At 59.2% G+C, this 19,817-nt stretch carries 14 protein-coding genes and 2 pseudogenes; 10 read left to right on the plus strand and 6 right to left on the minus strand.

Annotated elements, in window-relative coordinates; all coding sequences use genetic code 11:
• Window positions 1-261: 261 nt before the first annotated feature.
• Entirely contained in the window at window positions 262-1,098 is an 837-nt protein-coding gene (locus NH14_RS28580) for an alpha/beta fold hydrolase (RefSeq protein WP_035533363.1), read from the plus strand.
• Window positions 1,099-1,669: 571 nt separating this feature from the next.
• Here the strand turns inward: NH14_RS28580 and NH14_RS28585 are convergent.
• Window positions 1,670-2,350 carry a MarC family protein gene (locus tag NH14_RS28585; protein ID WP_035533361.1) on the minus strand — a complete coding sequence of 227 codons (681 nt, stop codon included), beginning with the start codon at window positions 2,348-2,350 and terminating at the stop codon, window positions 1,670-1,672.
• A gap of 331 nt (window positions 2,351-2,681) precedes the next feature.
• Between NH14_RS28585 and speC the strand changes: the two genes are divergently transcribed.
• The 6 genes from speC (at window position 2,682) to arcC (ending at window position 10,714) form a co-directional block, all read left to right on the plus strand.
• Entirely contained in the window at window positions 2,682-5,045 is a 2,364-nt protein-coding gene (gene speC / locus NH14_RS28590; RefSeq protein ID WP_035533360.1) for an ornithine decarboxylase, read from the plus strand.
• A gap of 30 nt (window positions 5,046-5,075) precedes the next feature.
• A complete protein-coding gene (locus NH14_RS34050) occupies window positions 5,076-5,360 on the plus strand; it encodes an amino acid permease (protein ID WP_331253475.1) in 285 nt (94 codons plus the stop codon).
• Between the two features lie 2 nt (window positions 5,361-5,362).
• Window positions 5,363-7,336: a putrescine-ornithine antiporter gene (potE, locus tag NH14_RS34055; protein WP_331253476.1), complete on the plus strand. Its 1,974-nt coding sequence runs from the start codon at window positions 5,363-5,365 to the stop codon at window positions 7,334-7,336.
• A gap of 23 nt (window positions 7,337-7,359) precedes the next feature.
• The gene (gene arcA, locus NH14_RS28600; RefSeq protein ID WP_035533359.1) at window positions 7,360-8,616 is read left to right on the plus strand and encodes an arginine deiminase; all 1,257 of its coding nucleotides are present in this window, start codon (window positions 7,360-7,362) and stop codon (window positions 8,614-8,616) included.
• A 45-nt stretch (window positions 8,617-8,661) separates the two neighbouring features.
• On the plus strand, window positions 8,662-9,672 hold the full coding sequence (locus tag NH14_RS28605) for an ornithine carbamoyltransferase (protein WP_035533357.1): 1,011 nt from the start codon (window positions 8,662-8,664) through the stop codon (window positions 9,670-9,672).
• A gap of 103 nt (window positions 9,673-9,775) precedes the next feature.
• Window positions 9,776-10,714, plus strand: a complete 939-nt coding sequence (gene arcC / locus NH14_RS28610; protein WP_035533355.1) for a carbamate kinase — start codon at window positions 9,776-9,778, stop codon at window positions 10,712-10,714.
• Window positions 10,715-10,725: 11 nt separating this feature from the next.
• Here arcC and NH14_RS28615 read toward each other — a convergent pair.
• A pseudogene (locus NH14_RS28615) lies at window positions 10,726-11,991 on the minus strand (Orn/Lys/Arg family decarboxylase); the annotation flags it as partial.
• Window positions 11,992-12,289: 298 nt separating this feature from the next.
• Between NH14_RS28615 and NH14_RS28620 the strand changes: the two are divergent.
• A pseudogene (locus tag NH14_RS28620) lies at window positions 12,290-12,601 on the plus strand (aldehyde dehydrogenase family protein); the annotation flags it as partial.
• Window positions 12,602-12,691: 90 nt separating this feature from the next.
• On the opposite strand, the gene NH14_RS28625 reads toward NH14_RS28620, so the two are convergent.
• From NH14_RS28625 to NH14_RS28640, 4 genes are all read right to left on the minus strand, one after another.
• Window positions 12,692-13,633: an ABC transporter substrate-binding protein gene (locus tag NH14_RS28625; RefSeq protein WP_035533351.1), complete on the minus strand. Its 942-nt coding sequence runs from the start codon at window positions 13,631-13,633 to the stop codon at window positions 12,692-12,694.
• 92 nt (window positions 13,634-13,725) lie between these two features.
• Window positions 13,726-14,751, minus strand: coding sequence for an ABC transporter permease (locus NH14_RS28630; protein ID WP_035533349.1), 1,026 nt, complete (start codon window positions 14,749-14,751; stop codon window positions 13,726-13,728).
• Between the two features lie 19 nt (window positions 14,752-14,770).
• Window positions 14,771-16,282 carry a sugar ABC transporter ATP-binding protein gene (locus NH14_RS28635; RefSeq protein ID WP_035533347.1) on the minus strand — a complete coding sequence of 504 codons (1,512 nt, stop codon included), beginning with the start codon at window positions 16,280-16,282 and terminating at the stop codon, window positions 14,771-14,773.
• 61 nt (window positions 16,283-16,343) lie between these two features.
• Window positions 16,344-17,105 carry a GntR family transcriptional regulator gene (locus NH14_RS28640; RefSeq protein WP_035533344.1) on the minus strand — a complete coding sequence of 254 codons (762 nt, stop codon included), beginning with the start codon at window positions 17,103-17,105 and terminating at the stop codon, window positions 16,344-16,346.
• Window positions 17,106-17,230: 125 nt separating this feature from the next.
• Here NH14_RS28640 and NH14_RS28645 point away from each other — a divergent pair, with 125 nt between their 5' ends.
• Both NH14_RS28645 and NH14_RS28650 read left to right on the plus strand, forming a co-directional pair.
• Window positions 17,231-18,529 (plus strand): L-fuconate dehydratase, encoded by a 1,299-nt coding sequence (locus tag NH14_RS28645; protein WP_035533343.1) that lies wholly within the window; start codon window positions 17,231-17,233, stop codon window positions 18,527-18,529.
• Between the two features lie 544 nt (window positions 18,530-19,073).
• Window positions 19,074-19,367 carry a hypothetical protein gene (locus NH14_RS28650; RefSeq protein ID WP_035533430.1) on the plus strand — a complete coding sequence of 98 codons (294 nt, stop codon included), beginning with the start codon at window positions 19,074-19,076 and terminating at the stop codon, window positions 19,365-19,367.
• Window positions 19,368-19,817: the final 450 nt, after the last annotated feature.

Raw genomic sequence — 19,817 nt, forward strand, 5'->3', positions numbered from 1 at the left:
AAGCGTGTATTGTTGGTCCTTGCGAAGACAGACTTGGGTGATCGCGAGCTGGCTGCCTGGTAGAACGTCATCAGACAGTCGCTCCGCAATATCCATCGGCCCCTGCGATGTGCCATTCCTTGCGCCATCACCCAGAGCCCACCTTGTGCGTCAAGTTGAGGACGCTGTCTCTCGTTTCGCTGCAAGACGTCGGAGCCGCACAAAAACTGTGCGTCTGTCCTTGCATTCATGCGCCCGTGCACTTACCAGAGCGAGGATTCCATGCCTTTCGTTACGACCAAAGATAACGTCGAAATCTTCTACAAAGACTGGGGAAGCAAAGATGCTCAACCCGTCGTCTTCCATCATGGCTGGCCGCTATCCTCCGACGACTGGGACGCGCAAATGCTGTTCTTCTTGCAGAAGGGCTACCGTGTTATCGCGCACGACCGGCGTGGGCACGGACGCTCGGCACAAGTATCAGATGGTCATGACATGGACCACTATGCGGCAGACGCCTTCGCTGTCGTCGAAGCGCTAGACCTGACGAACGCTGTGCATATTGGGCACTCGACCGGTGGCGGAGAGGTCGCCCGCTATGTCGCCAGGCATGGGCAACCAGCCGGGCGTGTCGCCAAGGCCGTACTTGTGAGCGCGGTTCCGCCTCTGATGGTGCAAACGAGAGACAACCCTGAAGGTTTGCCTATCGATGTCTTCGATGGATTCCGGAAAGCGCTTGCCGAAAACCGCGCCCAATTCTTCCTGGACGTTCCGACCGGACCCTTCTATGGTTTCAACCGACAAGGCGCAACCGTGCATCAGGGCGTCATCCGGAATTGGTGGCGTCAAGGAATGATGGGAAGTGCTCACGCGCATTACGAAGGCATCAAAGCGTTTTCAGAGACGGACCAAACGGAAGACCTGAAAGCCATCTCTGTTCCGACGCTCGTCCTGCATGGCGAAGACGACCAGATTGTCCCAATCGCAGACGCCGCGCTAAAGTCAATCAAGCTGCTGAAGTCGGGGACGTTGAAAACCTACCCGGGTTTGTCACACGGTATGCTGACAGTGAATGCAGAACTTTTGAACGCGGATTTGCTTGCGTTCGTCCAGAGCTAGTCTTCAGCAGGCAAAGCGGGCTCCGCACAACGTGGCCCGCTTTTTTCATCCCTCAAGATTTGTTCTGTGGCATTGTCAAGTTGACGACGTGGGTGCAGACCAATGCGGAATAAGCAGGATTCCTGTTGATTGTCGAGCGAGCGGCCAGCAGGCCTGTGGAGTGCCTACGCTAGTGAATTTGCGTCGATACAGGGTGGCTAAGGTCGAACTCAAGCGCAACGCGAGTTCATTGAACTGGTCCATGCCGAGAAGCGTGGGCCATATTGACCTTCTCTTTCGTGACCACTACGGCAACGGTTGAAGATGCTGCCGATCGTCTTTGCTGCTTCGACGAGGTCGAAAGTGTCCGTTCAAAGCAATTTCGGTTTTAAATGCGTCCGGCAGGACGGCCAGCCAGTAACCGGTACGCTTTAATCACACGATCCCGGATGTACAACTGGCAACAGATCGCTTGCCCGTCGGCATACCGCCCCGTATTGGTCAGACAGTAGTAGCCACTTCCACCCCCACTACCGTTAGTGATCCATGGAAAGTTGACCTGCTTCACGGAATTTCTCTTACATGCGATGTGTCATTTGAAACGTACCCACAAAGGTACCGATTCAAGCAAATCATCCAAACCCAGCCACAGGACCTGAACGCCGATGCAGAAGAGCACAAAAGCGAAGAGGCGCCTGGCAACATCAGTGCCCACGGGACCTAGAAACCTTTCGACGTTTGCTGCAAAGCGGACGCAAACGTAGATGCTGCACCACAGGATGAGCATTCCGACTGCCGCCCCAGCAAGGTTGACGAGCGGGACGCCGGTCCGGGGCCTGGCCGTTCCGAGTGCAATCGCGACGGCGATCGACCCGGGGCCAACAGTAATTGGAAGCGTCAGTGGATAAAAGGCTTTCGCACGCAGCAATGCCTCCTGGACTGAGTCCGTGGCCGCCTGTTGTTCCGCTTCGCGTTCCGCATCCGCTCGCGTGTGCAGCAGACCCCAGCCTGCGAACGCAATCACCGCTCCGCCAGCCACTCGCAGTACTGGCAACGATATGCCGAAAAACTGTAGCACGTAGGCACCAATCGAGAGCGCCAAAATCAAAACGATCAGGCTATTGAGGGAAATGCTTTTGGCCAGCCAGGCCCGCTCAGCCGGCGACGCGTGCGGCACCAGGCCAAGGATAAAGAATCCGGCCGCTGGCGGATTGATAATCGGGAACAGGCCGGCTACAAGATAAAGAATGGTCTCGGTAAACTGGTTCAGCATCCTGCCTCCACCGGTCGAACGCAACGGCTTACCGCCTATTCGGAAGTAGCGAATACTAGCGGTGCGGTGCAGCACGAAGCTGCAAGGAAGCGGAACATTCGCGCGCGTCCCGCCGCTTCAGACTAGTCGGGTAAACCGGCCGCGGGGGTCGGACTAAAGTCCTATATTGACAGTACGCCTGAATTCTTATACTGATTCACCGCCTGTATCGTCCAGCAATCAACCTGCCAGGATGAACGCCGTCACAATCCGTATCGCGCGCTAGCAGTACGCACTGACAACGGACGGGATGCCAGACGCCTGGATAAGGCGCATGAAGAGGATATCAAACGTGAATCCGATCTCGCTAAAGGCACCGACTATCCCAATCCCTTTTCATAAGCTGCTGAAGATCGTGGCGATAGTAGATGCCGACGATGCGCAGACGAGAGAACTACTTGCCGAAATCTCAACGGAAAACTTCCGTGTCGAAATTTCAAGCAATCTCAGGCGGGACGTGAACGAAGACGCAGACGTTGGCGCCTACATTGTGCTTCTGGACGGCGAGCGCCTCGCGGGGGCTCGGGGCTTGGCGCTGGCGGTGCGTTCGCTCGGTTTTCGCACACCGCTCTGGGCGCTCTCCAATTCGCACCGGCTTTCAAACCTCGCCGTAGATGGCGGGTTAGGCGAAATCGACGGCTATATCTACCTCGGCCAGCAAACACCCACATTTTACGCAAGGCAGGTTACGGCAAGCCTGATCAAGTACGGCATGAGCCTGCTGCCCCCCTTCTTTGGCGGCCTCGTCAGCTACGACGCCGAGGCCAATATCGCGTTTGACTGTCCTGGACACCAAGGCGGACAGTTCTACCGAAAATCGCCCGCGGGGCAACTTTTCTTCAAACACTTCGGTGAAAGCATCTTTCGCAATGATTTGTGCAATGCAGACGTAGACCTCGGCGATCTGCTGATTCACGAAGGCGCCGCTGCCGATGCGGAGCGTCACGCTGCGGCCGTATTTGGCGCGGACCAGACCTATTTCGTCCTTAACGGTACCAGCACCTCGAACAAGATCGTGACGGGTGCGGTGCTCAGGCGTGGCGACCTCGTGCTGTTCGACCGTAACAATCACAAGTCCCTGCATCAGGGTGCGCTTGTCCAGGCGGGTGCCATTCCGATCTTCCTGCCGACTGCGCGCAACGCTTTCGGCATGATCGGCGCGGTCGACTGGTCGGCGTGGGATGAGGACTATCTGCGCGAGCAGATCCGCACCAATCCGCTTGTGGCGGATCCCGACCGCAGCACGGCGCAGCGCCCGTTCCGGCTCGCGTGCATCCAGCTCGCCACCTATGACGGAACGGTCTACAACGTACACAAGGTCCTGGAGAAAATCGGTCACCTGTGCGATTACGTCCTCTGGGACGAGGCATGGATCGGCTACAACGCTTTTCATCCTCTATTCGACAATCACAGTCCGATGCGGCTAAATGAACTGACGCCCGAGATGCCGGGCTTGTTCTCGACGCAGTCGGTCCACAAGCAGGGTGCCGGCTTCTCCCAGGCCTCGCAGATCCACAAACGCGATGATCATATCCGCGGCCAGCAGCGTTACATCGAACACAAGCGCTTCAACGAGTCCTTCCTGATCTACGCCAGTACCTCGCCGTTCTATCCCCTCTTCGCGTCGCTGGACGTCAATGCAAAGGTCCACGAGGGTAAGGCTGGCGAAATGCTATGGGATGGATGTATCGACCTGGCTATCGAGGCGCGCAAGAAGTTTCGTCAGTTCGTCCATCACTATGCTCAGGTCGGCAAGACGGCTCAAGAGCAGTGGTTCTTCGATCCATTCGTTCCTGACGTCGTCGATATCCACAATTCGAACTTCACGCACGATGTGGCAAACGTACCGTGGGAGGACCTTCCTACCGAGGTCATCAAGCACGAGCAGCAGTGCTGGGAATTCCGCCCGGATGCGAAATGGCACGGCTATTCGGGCTATGCGCACGGCTACGTCATGGTCGACCCGAACAAACTGACCCTCCTGACGCCCGGTATCGACCGTAAGACGGGGGACTATCTGGACTTCGGTGTGCCGGCGACGGTCGTGGCCAACTATCTGCGAGAGGAAGGCATCGTCCCCGAAAAATGCGATCTGAACAGCATCCTCTTCCTGATGACACCAGCAGAGGACGAAAGCAAGCTGAACACACTAATCGCGCGTCTGGTCAAGTTCAAGAACCTGTGGGACCGCGACGCACCGCTCGCAGAGGTGCTGCCCACGCTCTATGCGGCGCATGGCGAGCGCTACGCGGGTTACTCGCTTCGTCAGATCTGCAACGAGATGCATGGCTTTTATCGCGAGGCCAACGTCAAGAACCTGCAGCGGCTGTGCTTCCGGGCGTCAAGTTTCCCGGAACTGGCGATGTCGCCGCAAGACGCGTACGAAGCACTCGTCGCGAACCAAGTTGACTATGTCCCGCTCGATAGTGCGCGAAACCGCATCTCCGCGACGCTCGCACTGATCTATCCACCGGGTATCGGCGTCGTACTCCCCGGCGAACGCTGGGACGAACGTGCGCAACCGATGCTCGATTACTTCATGGCGTTCCAGGAATCGTTCAACCGTTTCCCGGGGTTCAACTATGAAGTGCAAGGCGTTTTTCAGGAGCGGGAAGACGGTCGTATCCGGTTCTATACATACGTGGTTCACGAGTAGGCGACCAAGTTCACCAAGGAGGTGAGCGCCATGAATGACCAGCTGAAGAAGATGAACGTCGTGCAACTGACGTTCATCGTGACCGTCAACATGATGGGCTCCGGCATCATCATGTTGCCATCCAATATGGCGAAAGTCGGCGCGATCTCGTTGCTGTCGTGGATTGTGACGGCCATAGGTTCGATGGCCATCGCCTATGGCTTTGCACAGGCGGGTATCCTGAACCAGCGTGCCGGAGGCATGGCAGCCTACGCTGAGGATGCCTATGGAAAAGCCGGCTACTTTCAGGTTTTTTTCTGTACTTCCTGTCCGTAGCGATTGCAAACGTCGCGGTTGCCAGCTCGGCGCTCGGCTATCTCGCAGGGTTCTTTCCTGCCTTGACGCAGTCGCCGGTCGCGACTTGCATCGGTGTTATTGCACTGCTGTGGATCACCACGGTTGCCAACTTCGGCGGTCCAAAGCTGACAGGGCGCATTGGCTCCGTGACAGTCTGGGGCGTCATCCTGCCCGTGGGGTTCATGTCCATCGCAGGGTGGTTCTGGTTTAACCCCAGCTATTTCGCGGCAGCCTGGAACCCCAAGGGGATGAGCCTGCTGGAAGGCATGGGCTCGAGCATTTCCCTGACGCTTTGGGCATTTCTCGGCATGGAGTCGGCGGTGCAGAACTCGTCGGCCGTCGAGAATCCGAAACGCGACGTGCCGCTCGCCTGCCTGTTCGGCACACTCGGCGCCGCAGTCATCTACGTGCTGTCAACCACAGTGATCCAGGGCATCGTGCCCAATGACTATCTCGCGAAATCAACGGGGCCATTTGGCCTTGCGTTCGCGCATATGTTCACCCCCGCGATCGGCTCCATCGTGATGGCACTCGCGGCGATGGCGTGTGTCGGGTCGCTGCTCGGCTGGCAGTTCACGCTGGCGCAGACCGCGAAAGATGCCGCCGACAGCAACATGTTTCTGCCGGTTTTCAGCAAAGCCAACCGGACAGGCGCGCCCATTCCCGGCATGGTCATCATGGCCATCGTCCAGTCACTGATGGCGCTTTCAACGATCTCGCCAAATCTCGCGGAACAGTTCGCCGCGCTGGTGAACCTGGCGGTGGTCACCAATGTCCTGCCCTACATCATTTCCCTCTCGGCCCTGTTCGTGATGATGCGCGAGGCTGGCACCGAAGCCGCCACGTACCGGCGCAACGCAGTGGTAACAGTCGTCGCGATGGTCTACTCCATTTACGCGCTCTATGCATCCGGCAAGGACGCCGTGCTGGGCGGGATGCTGGTGCTGGCCATCGGCTACGTCATCTATGGGTTCATGGCTGCCCGCCGCGCAGGGAGCGCGGCAAAGGCGGGCAAGCCCGCAATTCTTGCCGCCAGCATCATCGCGTTCGTTGTCCTGTCTGCGCCCTGGCCGCGCCATGCTCACGCCGCCGAAGCCGCAGTTGCTGCTCCAACGGCCACGACGGGCGCGCTGGCCCGGATCAGGCAGTCGGGCAAGATGAACATTGGGTACGTCGCCGATGCACGCCCCTATGCGTTCCAGAATAGCGAGGGCCAAGCTGATGGGTACGCCGTGGCGCTGTGCAGGAAGATCGCCGACAAGGTGAAGGCCGATCTGTCGTTGCCCGCGCTGGCCGTGAACTGGACCGTCGTGAAACCAGAGGAGCGCTACCGTGCGCTGCAGGACCATCGCATCGACTTGCTATGCGCCGACGCCGAGACGCTAACGGGGCGCCAGTACATCAGTTACTCCATTCCAGTCTATCCGGGGGGCCTTGCCGCGCTGACACGCGCCGACGCGCCCGCTGGCCTGAAGGAAGTGCTGAGCGGGTCTAACAGATCGGACCGGCCGATCTGGCGCGCATCTCCCGCGCAGCTCCTGAACGCGCAGACGTTTTCGACGGTTGAGCACTCGCCCACGCAACTCTGGCTCGCAGAACGCATGGGGACATTTCAGCTGTCGGCGAATGTGATTACCGCCTCGAGCTATGAAGACGGCGTGCGACAGGTACTCGAGCGCAAGGCGGGCGTGTTTTTCGCTGAGCGCGCCATACTGCAGGACCAGGTGAGCCGCAACCCGGCAGGCGACCAGCTTCAGATTCTGCACCGACGCTTTTCATACGCGCCTATTTCGCTGGGTGTCGCACGCGGCGACGAAGACTTGCGCCTGCTCGTCGACCGCACGCTAAGCCGTGTGTTCAAGTCGGGCGACTATCGCACAAGCTACGTGAAGTGGTTTGGCCAACCAGATGAAGACGCGCAGAACTTCTACCGCCTGGCGATTTTGCCGGACTAGCCATTGAAGTGAGGAGAACTACGATGGGTATGGAGACAGCAAACTTTGGCGTGCATTCCGAGGCGGGAAAACTCCGCAAGGTCATGGTCTGCTCGCCGGGCCTGGCTCACCAACGCCTGACGCCGAGCAATTGCGATGAGCTTCTGTTCGATGATGTCGTCTGGGTCAGCCAGGCGAAGCGCGACCATTTCGACTTCGTCACCAAAATGCGCGAGCGCGGCGTCGATGTCGTCGAAATGCATAACTTGCTCGAGGAGACCATCAAGCTTCCAGAAGCCCTCAAATGGATTCTTGATCGAAAGATCCGCGCGGATACGGTAGGTGTATCGCTTGCGGGAGAGGTGCGAAGCTGGTTCGAGGGACTCGATGCGCGCAAGGCCGCGGAGTTCCTGATCGGCGGCGTGGTTGCCGAAGACATACCGGAGAGCGAGGAGAGTTACACCCTCAAGATGTACCGCCAATACCTCGACTACTCGAGCTTCGTGCTGCCACCGCTGCCCAATACGCTATTTACGCGCGACACGACCTGCTGGATATACGGTGGTGTTTCGCTCAATCCGATGTACTGGCCCGCCCGCCGGCAGGAAACGCTACTGACCACGGCGATCTATAAATTTCACCCCGACTTCGCGGGCAAGCCGTTCGAGGTCTGGTATGGCGATCCGGATGCGGATCATGGCGCCGCGACCCTGGAAGGCGGTGACGTGATGCCGATCGGCAAGGGCAATGTGCTGATCGGAATGGGTGAACGCACCAGCCGTCAGGCGATCGGGGCGCTGGCGTTGAAGCTGTTCGCAAAGGGTGCGGCCGAGCGGATTATCGTGGCGGGGCTGCCCAAGTCGCGTGCCGCAATGCACCTCGATACGGTTTTCAGCTTCTGCGACCGCGATCTTGTGACGGTATTCCCGGAAGTCGTCAAGGAGATCGTCCCGTTCACGATCCGCCCGCACGACGGCGATCCGTCGAAGCTGCACGTCCAGCGCGAAGACAAGTCCTTCATCGATGTGGTGGGCGATGCGCTCGGGCTGCCCAAACTACGGGTGGTCGAGACGGGTGGCAACGCATTCGCTGCGGAGCGCGAGCAATGGGACGATGGCAACAACGTGGTCTGCATCGAGCCGGGCGTGGTAGTCGGTTACGACCGCAACACCTACACCAACACGCTGTTGCGCAAGGCAGGCATCGAGGTCATCACGATCACCGCCGGCGAACTGGGACGCGGGCGCGGCGGCGGCCACTGCATGACCTGCCCGATCATACGCGACCCTGTCGATTACTGAGCACCTGAAGTATCGCGCTCCTTCAACGTGAACTGGAGAATCGCAATGGCTTTCAATTTGTCCAATCGTAATCTATTGAGCTTGATGCATCACAGCACCCGCGAGCTTCGCTATCTGCTCGATCTCTCACGAGATCTGAAGCGCGCGAAATACACGGGCACCGAGCAACAGCATCTCAAGGGCATGGAGATCGCGCTGATCTTCGAGAAGACTTCCACGCGAACGCGTTGCGCGTTTGAGGTCGCCGCACATGACCAGGGGGCCAATGTCACCTATATCGACCCGCATTCCTCACAGATCGGTCACAAGGAGAGCATGAAGGATACGGCGCGCGTACTCGGCCGCATGTTCAACGCGATTGAATATCGCGGATTCAGCCAGGAGGTTGTCGAGGAGCTGGCCCGCTACGCGGGTGTGCCTGTCTTCAACGGGCTGACGGATGAATACCATCCAACGCAAATGCTCGCGGACGTGCTGACCATGCGCGAGAACAGCGACAAGCCGCTCACGGACATTAGTTATGCGTACCTCGGCGACGCGCGTAATAACATGGGTAACTCGCTGCTCCTGATCGGCGCCAAGCTGGGAATGGACGTGCGGATTGGCGCGCCGAAATCGCTATGGCCGAATGAAGAGCATGTCGCGGCATGCCACAAGTTTGCCGAAGAAAGCGGCGCACGCCTTACGCTCACCGAGGACCCCAAGGCGGCTGTCGAGGGTACCGACTTCGTTCACACAGACGTGTGGGTATCGATGGGTGAACCGTTCGAGGCATGGGGTGAACGCATCAACGCACTCCTTCCCTATCAGGTCAACATGGCGCTGATGAAGGCGACGAAGAATCCGCGGGCAAAGTTCATGCACTGCCTGCCGGCCTTCCACAACAGCGAAACTGAAGTTGGCAGGCAGATCGCCGCCAAGTATCCGGCGCTCACGAACGGCATCGAGGTCACGGAAGAGGTGTTCGAATCGCCGTTGAACATTGCATTCGAACAGGCCGAAAACCGCATGCATACCATCAAGGCAATTCTGGTCTCGACGCTTGCCAACATCTGAACGCGCGGCGGCAAACTCACGCTTTCAGGCAGCACCCAACAGACGGGCCCACACACCGCCCATCCGTTGGGTGCACGAACGGAACCCGAACGAGGGGAAGATCATGCGCATAGTGATTGCGTTGGGCGGTAACGCGCTATTGCGGCGCGGCGAGCCGATGACGGCCGAAAACCAGCGTGACAACGTTCGGATCGCGGCCCGGCAAATCGCGCAGATTGCACCTGGGAACGAACTCGTCATCGCACACGGCAACGGTCCTCAAGTCGGCTTGCTCGCCCTGCAAGGCGCAGCCTACAAGGACGTGCCGGGCTACCCCCTTGACGTGCTCGGTGCCCAGACAGAAGGGATGATCGGCTATATGATCGAGCAGGAGCTCGGCAATCTGCTGCCGTATGAAGTTCCGTTTGCGACGATCCTGACCCAGGTCGAAGTCGACGCCGGGGACCCCGCCTTCCAGCACCCCAGCAAGCCGATCGGTCCCGTGTATTCGAAGGACGAGGCCGAGCGGCTGGCCGCCGAGAAAGGCTGGAGCATCGCCCCCGATGGCGACAAGTTCCGCCGCGTAGTGGCAAGTCCGCGTCCGAAGCACATTTTCGAAATCCGTCCGGTCAAATGGCTGCTCGAACACAAGACCATCGTCATCTGTGCGGGCGGCGGCGGCATACCGACCATGTACGACGAGAACCACAAGTTGCGCGGCGTCGAAGCAGTGATCGACAAGGACCTGTGTTCCGCCCTGCTCGCCGAGGAACTCGAGGCGGACATGCTCATCATCGCGACCGACGTGAATGCTGCGTATATCGACTGGGGCAAGCCGGAAAGCAAGGCGATCGCCCAGGCACACCCGGACGAACTCGACAGGCTTGGATTCGCAGCGGGTTCAATGGGACCGAAAGTGATGGCAGCCAGCGAATTCGCCCGTGATACGGGCAGGGATGCCGTCATTGGCGCGCTCCCGGACATCGTTGCCATTACCCAACGGCGGGCCGGAACACGGGTGACCACATCTGAGCCCGGGATCCGCTACTACCAGGATTCCTGACATCGTATTGATCAAACGCTCCCGCGATTCTTGATGCAGGCGATCCGGTAAACTCCATCCTCGACTTCGACGCCGTGCGTGTCGTGCGTAAAGCCAGGAAAACGCCGATCGAATTGCTCGAGCGCCTTCAAATAGCCAAGCAGCGGACCGTCGGCAGGGCCGGCGTTTTCGCCGGGCATCAGAAGCGGAATGCCCGGCGGATAAGGCACCACTGCGTTGGCCACAGTGCGCCCTGCCATTTGCGACAGTTCGAGCGTTTCCACCTGGTTGTGAACGAGCAACTCGAACGCCTCCTGAGGACTATGGTCGGGCTCGGGCAGTGTGGAAAACCCGCGTGACATCATCTCAGTCGTCTTCAGGTCGTTCATTGCGCGGAACATCAGGTCACACAGGTTGCGCAGCCCGAGGTGGCCGTATCGTTCCGGATAGTTCGCCACCAGTTTTGGCAACGCCTGTTCGAGCGGGAGATTGGCGTCGTAATCCTTCTTGAAGTCGAGCAGCGTGTTGGCGAGCGTCCCCCATTTTCCCTTCGTAATGCCGATGGAAAACAGCAGCAGGATCGTGAAGTCGGTGGTTTTCTCGACGACGATACCGTGCCGGGCGAGATACGCGGTCACGACACACGCCGGAATGCCGACCGGCATCAGCCCGCCTTGCGGCGCGATGCCAGGTGTAAGGATCGATACCTTGATCGGATCCAGCATGCAGTAATTTTCTTCGATAACGCCGAACCCGTGCCATGCGTCGTTCGCATGCAAGACCCAGCAGGACGGATCGGTTGCCAGCAGTTCCTCGTCGGCTTCGTGAAACGGCGTTCGACGCCCCGTCTGGCGATTGACAACGACATCAGGCTGCCACCCGTTGAAGAACCAGTCGCTTTGCTCATCGAACTGTGCGTGCAGCCTGCCGAGCATCTGGCGAAACGCGATGGCTTCGCGGATCGAGTCGCCCGTCAGCGCCTCGCCGCCAGGGCCGTCCATCATCGCGGCGCTGACGTCGTTGGACGCAATGATCGCGTACTGCGGCGACGTCGACGCGTGCATCATGTATGACTCGTTGAAGCGCGCATGGTCTATCGGGTTGCGCCCGTCGCGGATGTGAATGAACGATGCCTGTGACAACGCGGCAAGCAGCTTGTGTGTCGAGTGCGTCGCGAACACCGTCGGCTTCGACGCGTCGTGGTCGGCGGGGTCGCCGTGCATCGCAAAGCGGTCCTTGTAGAGCGGATTGAAGCGCGCATAGCCGTACCATGCTTCGTCAAAATGAAGCCGGTCGACGCCATGCACAGAAATTCAGTATATGCATCCATGTGTACCGCCGATATTGGACTTTGGGCAACGCTGATCAAGTCTCGGACAAGCTTCTGTACCGTCGTCTCCGATAGCGAGAGTGCCTCTGCCACTTCATTCAGAGAGAAATAGATCTTCATCACGATTTCACCTTTCGTCTGTTGCCGCCAATTTTTTATTCGCGCAGGGTTTCGTCAACGCGAGCGACCGACAATCGATAAGGAATGGAAAGCACTATCTACTCGCCGCCAACCACGCAAATCCGAAGGCTGTCGTCTACCCCGTGCGGAAGGATCACGGCCAACAGGCGAGCATTTTCGGAACCGACTCCGCTCAGATCGGCGCGCTGGTGGATCCGCTGGTCAATCAGGTCTGCTGTGTGAACATCAACTGCCAGTGTCAGCGCGGGCCTGATGTGTTCCCCTTTGCAGGGCGCAAGGATTCGGCGGAAGGCACGCTTTCGGTCAGCGACGCGCTGCTCGCGTTCTCGATCCGCTCGATGATCGCGGCCAAACTAACCGATCCGAACAAGGCACTGCTTAACACCATTGTTCGTGAGCATCAGTCGAAGTTCACCAACATTGACTTCATCTTTTAAGCGGAGCGAGCGCAGTACGCGCCCTGTTCGATGCCGCCCAGGATCAATGTCATCCATGCATTGATCCTGGGCCCGCGTAATCGACGCCGATCAATCGTAAAGCACGGCAGCGATCTTCGGATCTTTCATATTGGTCTTGTCATACCAGTAAAAGCCCGTGTCGACTTTCTTGGGCAACTTCTCGCCTTTAAGCGCCTTCACTGCGGAGTCGACCACACATTTGCCGATACCGACCGGGTTCTGCGTTATCGCGCCCGCCATCAGGCCGGAGGTGATGTCCTCCTTTTGCTCCTTGCCGGAGTCGTAGCCGATCAGCACCAGTTTTTTTCCCGATTCCTTGACGCCAATCGCCGCGCCTTCCGCCGAACCTTCATTGGCGCCAAAAATGCCCTTGATATTCGGGTTGGCCTGGATCATGGCCTTGGCGATTTCCGCCGACTTCAAATGGTCGCCGCCGCCGTACTGCACGGAAACAATCTTGATGCCCGGATGCTTAGTCTTCATTTCGTTGAGAAAGCCGTCGCGGCGATCGATACCCGTGCGGCTTGTCTGGTCGTGCACGATCACGCCGACCTCGCCCGAATTGCCAATCATCTCCGCCATCTTGTCGGCCGCGAGCGCGGCGGCGGCAAGGTTGTCCGTTGCGCAGGTCGTCAACGGAATGTCGCTGTCGACGCCCGAGTCGAATGCAATCACAGGTATCTTGCTAGCCTGTGCGCGTTTGAGCAGCGGAATGGCCGCCTTGCTGTCGAGCGCGGCAATGCCGAGCACCTGCGGCTTCTTGGCGAGCGCGGCCGAGAGCATGTCGATCTGCTTGTCGACCATGGCCTCCGTTTCCGGGCCTTCGAAGGTGATCCTGACATTGTTCTCCTTCGCCGACTGTTCCGCGCCGGATTTCACGGCTTGCCAGAACTGATGCTGAAAGCCCTTCGAGATGAGTGGAATATAGGGTTCCTCAGCATACGTCAATCCGGTCACCCCCACGAGCGCGCCGACTCCGATTACGGCACTGATGAGTTTTCTTTTCAACATGACGTTTCTCCTCCTAAGGTGGTCCATTGACCTCCAGCCATTCAGTGAGCCTTGGGGCACTTCCCTTTCTTTACTGCTTCGACGCTCCTCTTTCAGCCCCTCTTGCGCCGCAAGATATCCGCGTAGACCGCGAGAATGATAATGAGGCCCGTGACCACGATCTGCCATTCCTGCGCAACCGACATGATGCGCAAGCCGTTGGTCAGCACGCTCATGAGGAAAGCGCCAATGATGGTCCCGAGTATCGTGCCCGAGCCACCGCTCAATGACGTGCCGCCTATCACGACGGCCGCGATGGCTTCCAGTTCGTACCCCTGACCAAGCGCAGGTTGCGCCGAATTCAGACGCGACGCGATAAGCAGTCCTGCAATCCCGCAAATCGATCCGCCGAGACCATAAATCGCGACCTTCCAGCGGTCGACATTCACGCCGGAAAGGCGCACGGCCTCCTCATTGCTGCCGAGCGCAAACGTATAGCGGCCGAGCGCCGTGCGATTGAGCGTGATCGAGCTGACAATAGCGAGCAGGAACAGGATCAGCACCGCGTTCGGCACAGGCACGCTCGGCAGCAGGTAGCCGATCAGCGAATCCTGCGAAATCCTGTAGAAGTTTTCGGTGTCGGTGAAATAGATGGGCTTGTCCGCCGAAACGACGAGAGAAAGCCCCTTGAGCAGCAACATCATGCCCAGTGTGGCGATGAAGGGCGGGATTTTCATTTTCGCCACCAGCGTTCCCGAAATGGATCCGCACAACGCGCCCGTTCCAATCGCGGCGAGCACGCCCATCCACATCGGCAAATGCCAATAGCTGAGAAACACGCCGCAAATCACCGCCGTGAAGGTCATCAAGGTGCCGACTGACAAATCGATGCCCCCCGTGATGATGACGAATGTGCTGGCGATGGCCAGCACACCGTTGACGGCTGTGGCCTGCAGGATGCCGAGAATATTGTCGATCTGCATGAACGCAGGCGACGCGAAGCTGAAAAAAATCAGCATCAGGATCAGGCTCGCAAAGGCGAGCAGCTTTTGCAGCGCGGTCGGCGAGAAAATGCGCGCCCGGAAGCCGGACAATCGCTTCTGGTTGGACAGCGCCGCAGTATCCGATTGCATTGTCATGGATTCAACCTGTCGAGTTTCATGCCGCCTGCAAGGCTTCGCGCTGCGTCGCGAGATGCATGATGCGCTCCTGCGTCGCCTCACTGGCGCTGAGTTCGCCTGTGATACGGCCTTCGCACATCACTACGATCCGGTCACTCATGCGCAGGATTTCCGGAAGTTCCGACGAGATCATCACGATCGCCTTGCCTTGTTCGGCAAGGGCGCGCAGGAGCTTGTAGATCTCGCTCTTGGCGCCGACATCGATGCCACGCGTCGGCTCATCGAAGAAGAGCACGTCGCAGTCGCGCTCCAGCCACTTCGCAATGACGATCTTCTGCTGGTTGCCACCCGAGAGCAGCCGCACCGGCTGCGTCGCGGAAGGCGTGCGGATGGCGAGCAGATTGATGAAATGTGACGCCGTCTTGCGTATCTGCAGGCGACGCAAAAACAGGTTCAGCGACAGGAATTTGCCGAGGTTGGACATCACGATGTTCGATTCGACGTCCATGCCTGTCGCGAGGCCGAAGCGCTTGCGGTCTTCGGAGAGATAGCCAATCCTGTGCGCGACGGCGTCGCTCGGCTTTCTGATCGGCGCCTTCACGCCTTTCACAAAGACTTCGCCGGATTCGACTGGGTCCGCGCCGAACACGGCGCGCGCGACCTCGGTGCGACCCGCGCCCATGAGTCCGGCAAAGCCAAGTATCTCGCCTTTGCGCAACGTGAAGCTCACGTCCCTGACGAGCGGGCCGGCATTCAGATGCTTCACTTCGAGCGCGATTTCGCCCTGGTGCGCCGGACCAGGATAAGGCGAGACGTCGGCGAGCGTTCGGCCCACCATCATGCCGATGATGGCCTGCACGCTCGTATCGGCGGTGACGACGGTGGCCACGTATTCGCCGTCGCGCAACACGGTCACCCGATCGGAAATCTGCTTGAGCTCGTCCATCTTGTGCGAGATGTAGATGATCCCGACACCGCGCGCCTTCAACTGACGAATAATCCGGAAGAGTTCGGCGATCTCGGCGTCGTTGAGCGCGGAAGTCGGCTCGTCCATGATGAGCACGCGCGAATCGAACGAGAGGGCCTTCGCGATCTCAACCATCTGCTGGCTGGCGACCGTGAGCGTGCCGACCACGGTGCGCGGGTCGAGATGCACGTGCATGCGCTCGAGGATCGCGCGCGCCTGCGCATTGAGTTTGTCTTCGTCGAGAAACAGGCCAAAGCGGCCGCGCGGCTCGCGGCCGATGAACATATTCTGCGCGACGGTCAAATGATTCATCAGTTGAAGTTCCTGATGAATGATGCCCACGCCCGCGGCCTGGGCCTCACGCGGGCTCGCGAACGCGACGGGCCGACCGTCGTAGAAAATATCGCCCGAATCGCGGGTGTACACGCCGGCGAGAATCTTCATCAGCGTCGACTTGCCCGCGCCGTTTTCCCCCATCAGCGCGTGCACCTCGCCCGCCGTGAGTTCAAACTGGACCTCGTGAAGCGCCCTCACGCCGGGAAAGCTCTTGCTAAGCCGGTTGACGGAAATGAGTGGAGTCATGGCGCAAAGGTGCACGAAAGGGATTGAAGTGCGGGCATCGCTTAGCGTAAGCCAGGTAAGCCTAAGGTGCGAAAAGATCCGGCCGTTCTTTTGCGGACCGGTGCAACTCCTCGACCACTTGATCGAGATGGTCATGCATCGCCTTTGCCGCCGCGTCGGCGTTGCTGGCGCGAATGGCTTCGAAAATGCGTTCGTGCTCGGCGAGCGTGTGCACGAGACGCTCAGGACTGGCCAGCAATTGTCTTGCGCGATCCAATGCATTACGCGATACCGCGACGATTTCTTTGACTCGCGGCAGGTTCACCGCATCGAGCATGATTTCATGAAAGGCCAGGTCGAGCCTGTGAAACGCAAGACGCTGACCGTTCCCGGTGACCTTGCGCTGCTGTTCGAGATTCTCGGCCAGTGCATCGATCGTGGCCGGGTCCTGCATGAGCGCGACACCGCGTACCGTTTCGACTTCGAGCGCGCTGCGGATGAACAGGTGCTGGCGGATGTCGTCGAGCGCAATCGGTTTGACGCGCGTGCCGCGCTGCGGCAACACTTCGACGAGACCCGCATGGGCGAGCCTCGCCAGCGCGGCGGAAACCGGAAAGCGCGATACGCCCATCCGTTCGCAGACCGCAATCTTGTCGATCATCATTCCGGGTTCCAGCACAAGCGTCAGGATCGCTTCTCTCAGCGCCTGTTCAACCGCGTCAGTCAAGCTGACGCGGTCGCCGCCCCTAATCTTTTGCAGTGCGACATAAGGATTGCCGGCGGCACTCGCTACATCGGGTGAAAAGCTCACGGTACGCTTGATTTCGAGGAGACATGCTAGCATGCTAGGAACCGGATTTAGCGTTGTCAACGCGTGCAAACGCCTGGTTTTGGGCCTGGTTTTGGGCCTGGTTTTCGGGCCCTGACTCTCAGGCCTGGTTTTCGGCCGTCCCTCTGTGGGGAGTTCAGATGACCACGATCTCAAGGCTGTCCGTCCGGGATATCCGCTTTCCTACTTCGCGCTCGCTCGACGGTTCCGACGCAATGAATGCGGCGCCTGACTACTCCGCCACTTACGTCACGCTCGAAACGGATTCGCCGCACCAGCTCACGGGACACGGTCTCACGTTCACGATCGGGCGCGGCAATGAGATCTGCGTGACGGCTGTCAATGCGCTTACGCCGCTCATCGTTGGCAAACGTCTCGAAGACATTGCCGCGAATATGGGCGCATTCTGGCGCGCATGCACTTCGGATAGCCAATTGCGTTGGATCGGCCCGGACAAGGGCGCGATTCATCTCGCTACGGCAGCTATCGTGAATGCCGTTTGGGACTTGTGGGCGAAGTCGGTTGGCAAGCCAGTGTGGAAGCTTCTCGTCGATATGAGCCCCGAGGAACTCGTGCGCTGCCTCGATTTTCGCTACGTGACAGATGCGATCACCCCTTATGAAGCGCTAGCCATGCTGCACCGCCACGAGAAAACCAAGGTCGTGCGCGAAGCGGAAATGCTCGCCCAAGGCTACCCTGCCTATACGACCTCGGCTGGCTGGCTCGGCTACGACGACGACAAGATCCGGCGCCTCGCGCGCGAAGGCGTCGCGCGGGGCTGGACGCATTTCAAGCAGAAAGTAGGCGGCAATCTCGACGAAGACGCGCGGCGGGCGCGCATCCTGCGAGAGGAAATCGGTGAAAACCTGAAGCTGATGATGGACGCAAACCAGGTGTGGGACGTCGACGAAGCGGTGACGAACATGCGGCGTCTGGCGGAATTCGACCCGTGGTGGATCGAAGAACCGACGAGCCCAGACGATGTCCTCGGCCACGCGACGATCCGTCAGCGTCTGGGATCGATTGGAGTGGCGACGGGCGAGCACTGTCATAACCGCGTGATGTTCAAGCAGTTGTTGCAGGCACAAGCGATCGACTTTTGTCAGGTGGATGCTTGTCGGTTAGGCGGACTAAATGAAGTGATCGTTGTGCTGTTGATGGCCGCGAAGTTTGGCGTGCCCGTCTGTCCGCATGCGGGCGGCGTGGGGTTATGCGAGTATGTTCAACACATTTCGCTATTCGACTATATCTGCGTGTCGGCGTCGCTGGAGAACCGCGTGCTCGAGTATGTCGATCATCTGCACGAGCATTTCGTCGAACCCGTCGTGATCCGCAATGGCCGGTACATGCCGCCTCAGAAGCCCGGTTACAGCATCGAAATGAAACCGGACTCGCTCGACCGGTACGCTTTCCCCGAGGGCGAGGCGTGGCGGCCTTAGTTCCACTCCATCTGTGAACCAAAGTTAAAGATGCCTTGACATTCCCCGCCTGTTGGAGGACGTGTTTAGCGCTATTACGGCCGCTGCGAACACGTCGACCGGATTGAGGCGCTGGCCATCGAGGACGACTTTCAGCGAAGCCGAGGCGTTCGACTACGTGGTGATAGTCGGCGGGCTCCTCAGTCACCGCATGGCCAAGAAGCAACAGATGCGCTGGACTGACGAAGGGGCACACTGCATGGTGCAAGTCAGAGTTGCAATTCTGAATGAGGAGCTTTCGCCCCGCCGCATCTCGGCGCTGAAGGCGGCATCCTCGGGTCGCGGCAGCTGTGTCGGGGGCAGCGGCGCTACGCCAGCGCGGACCGATCAACAGTGCAGATCCGGCAACGCTGAGGCAAGCACGGGCGACTTGACGAAATCAGCCTCCCCAACTTTTGCACGCTCTCACGGCATTCGTGGGTCGCAGCACGCCACGTGGCGTTGGACGAAACAGGTACGCCACATGCTTCTCCACCTGAGTCATGATTCAAACTCGGGGGCCGAGATGGAAGTCGAAACTACCGGATGGTTTCCATTGAGCCGATATGCGCCGGTCCGCGAAGGCTGGTACGAAGTCAAGCTCGCGAGCGGAGATACCGCATTCTCCCGGTTTGTCGACGGGCACTGGACAGAGCAGCCCGTGCTCGTGTTTACGCACTGGCGTGGCCTGAGCGCGGATCCAGGCATCTCGCCGGACAGCGAGCACATGGACGCGCAGGTTGCTGCCGCGCAAGGTGTACGAGCGGCCTGGAACGCGTTCTTTCCCGGGACAGAGGATACACGTCGACCCGAGGAATGAGCTTTCCGGTGCGTGCTGCAGTTGTCCACCGTTTTGGCGGATACCTCTGGATGCCCCGTACCGTACTTCGGCACGTTACAGTAATTGAAAAACGATTCGGCGAGGCCCCCTGCTTTTTGGAGGCTTCTCGACCGACGGGAAATTAAACGTGAATCGCGCCACAATCGCCGCATGATTGCGCCGCGTGATCCGCCGCCGTCAAGCATGAGGATCATGCCGCTGAAGTTGCACGACGCCTGTCCCTGCCCGGGCTCGAAATGCCGTTTGTGACGCCAGGTTCGGACCCGGGCCGCCGGACGGCCGCGCAGACGTGGCGTACGAGCCCACGGCGACAAGGGCGCTTGGCCGGCGATGGCTTAAGGCGTGCGACCGGGATGAGCCCGAGATGAGCCCGATGTCGATGACCGGCGCAAAAATCATGCAGTCGAGATGCAAACATCCGGAACTACA

Source organism: Paraburkholderia sacchari, from assembly GCF_000785435.2.
Lineage (GTDB): Bacteria > Pseudomonadota > Gammaproteobacteria > Burkholderiales > Burkholderiaceae > Paraburkholderia > Paraburkholderia sacchari.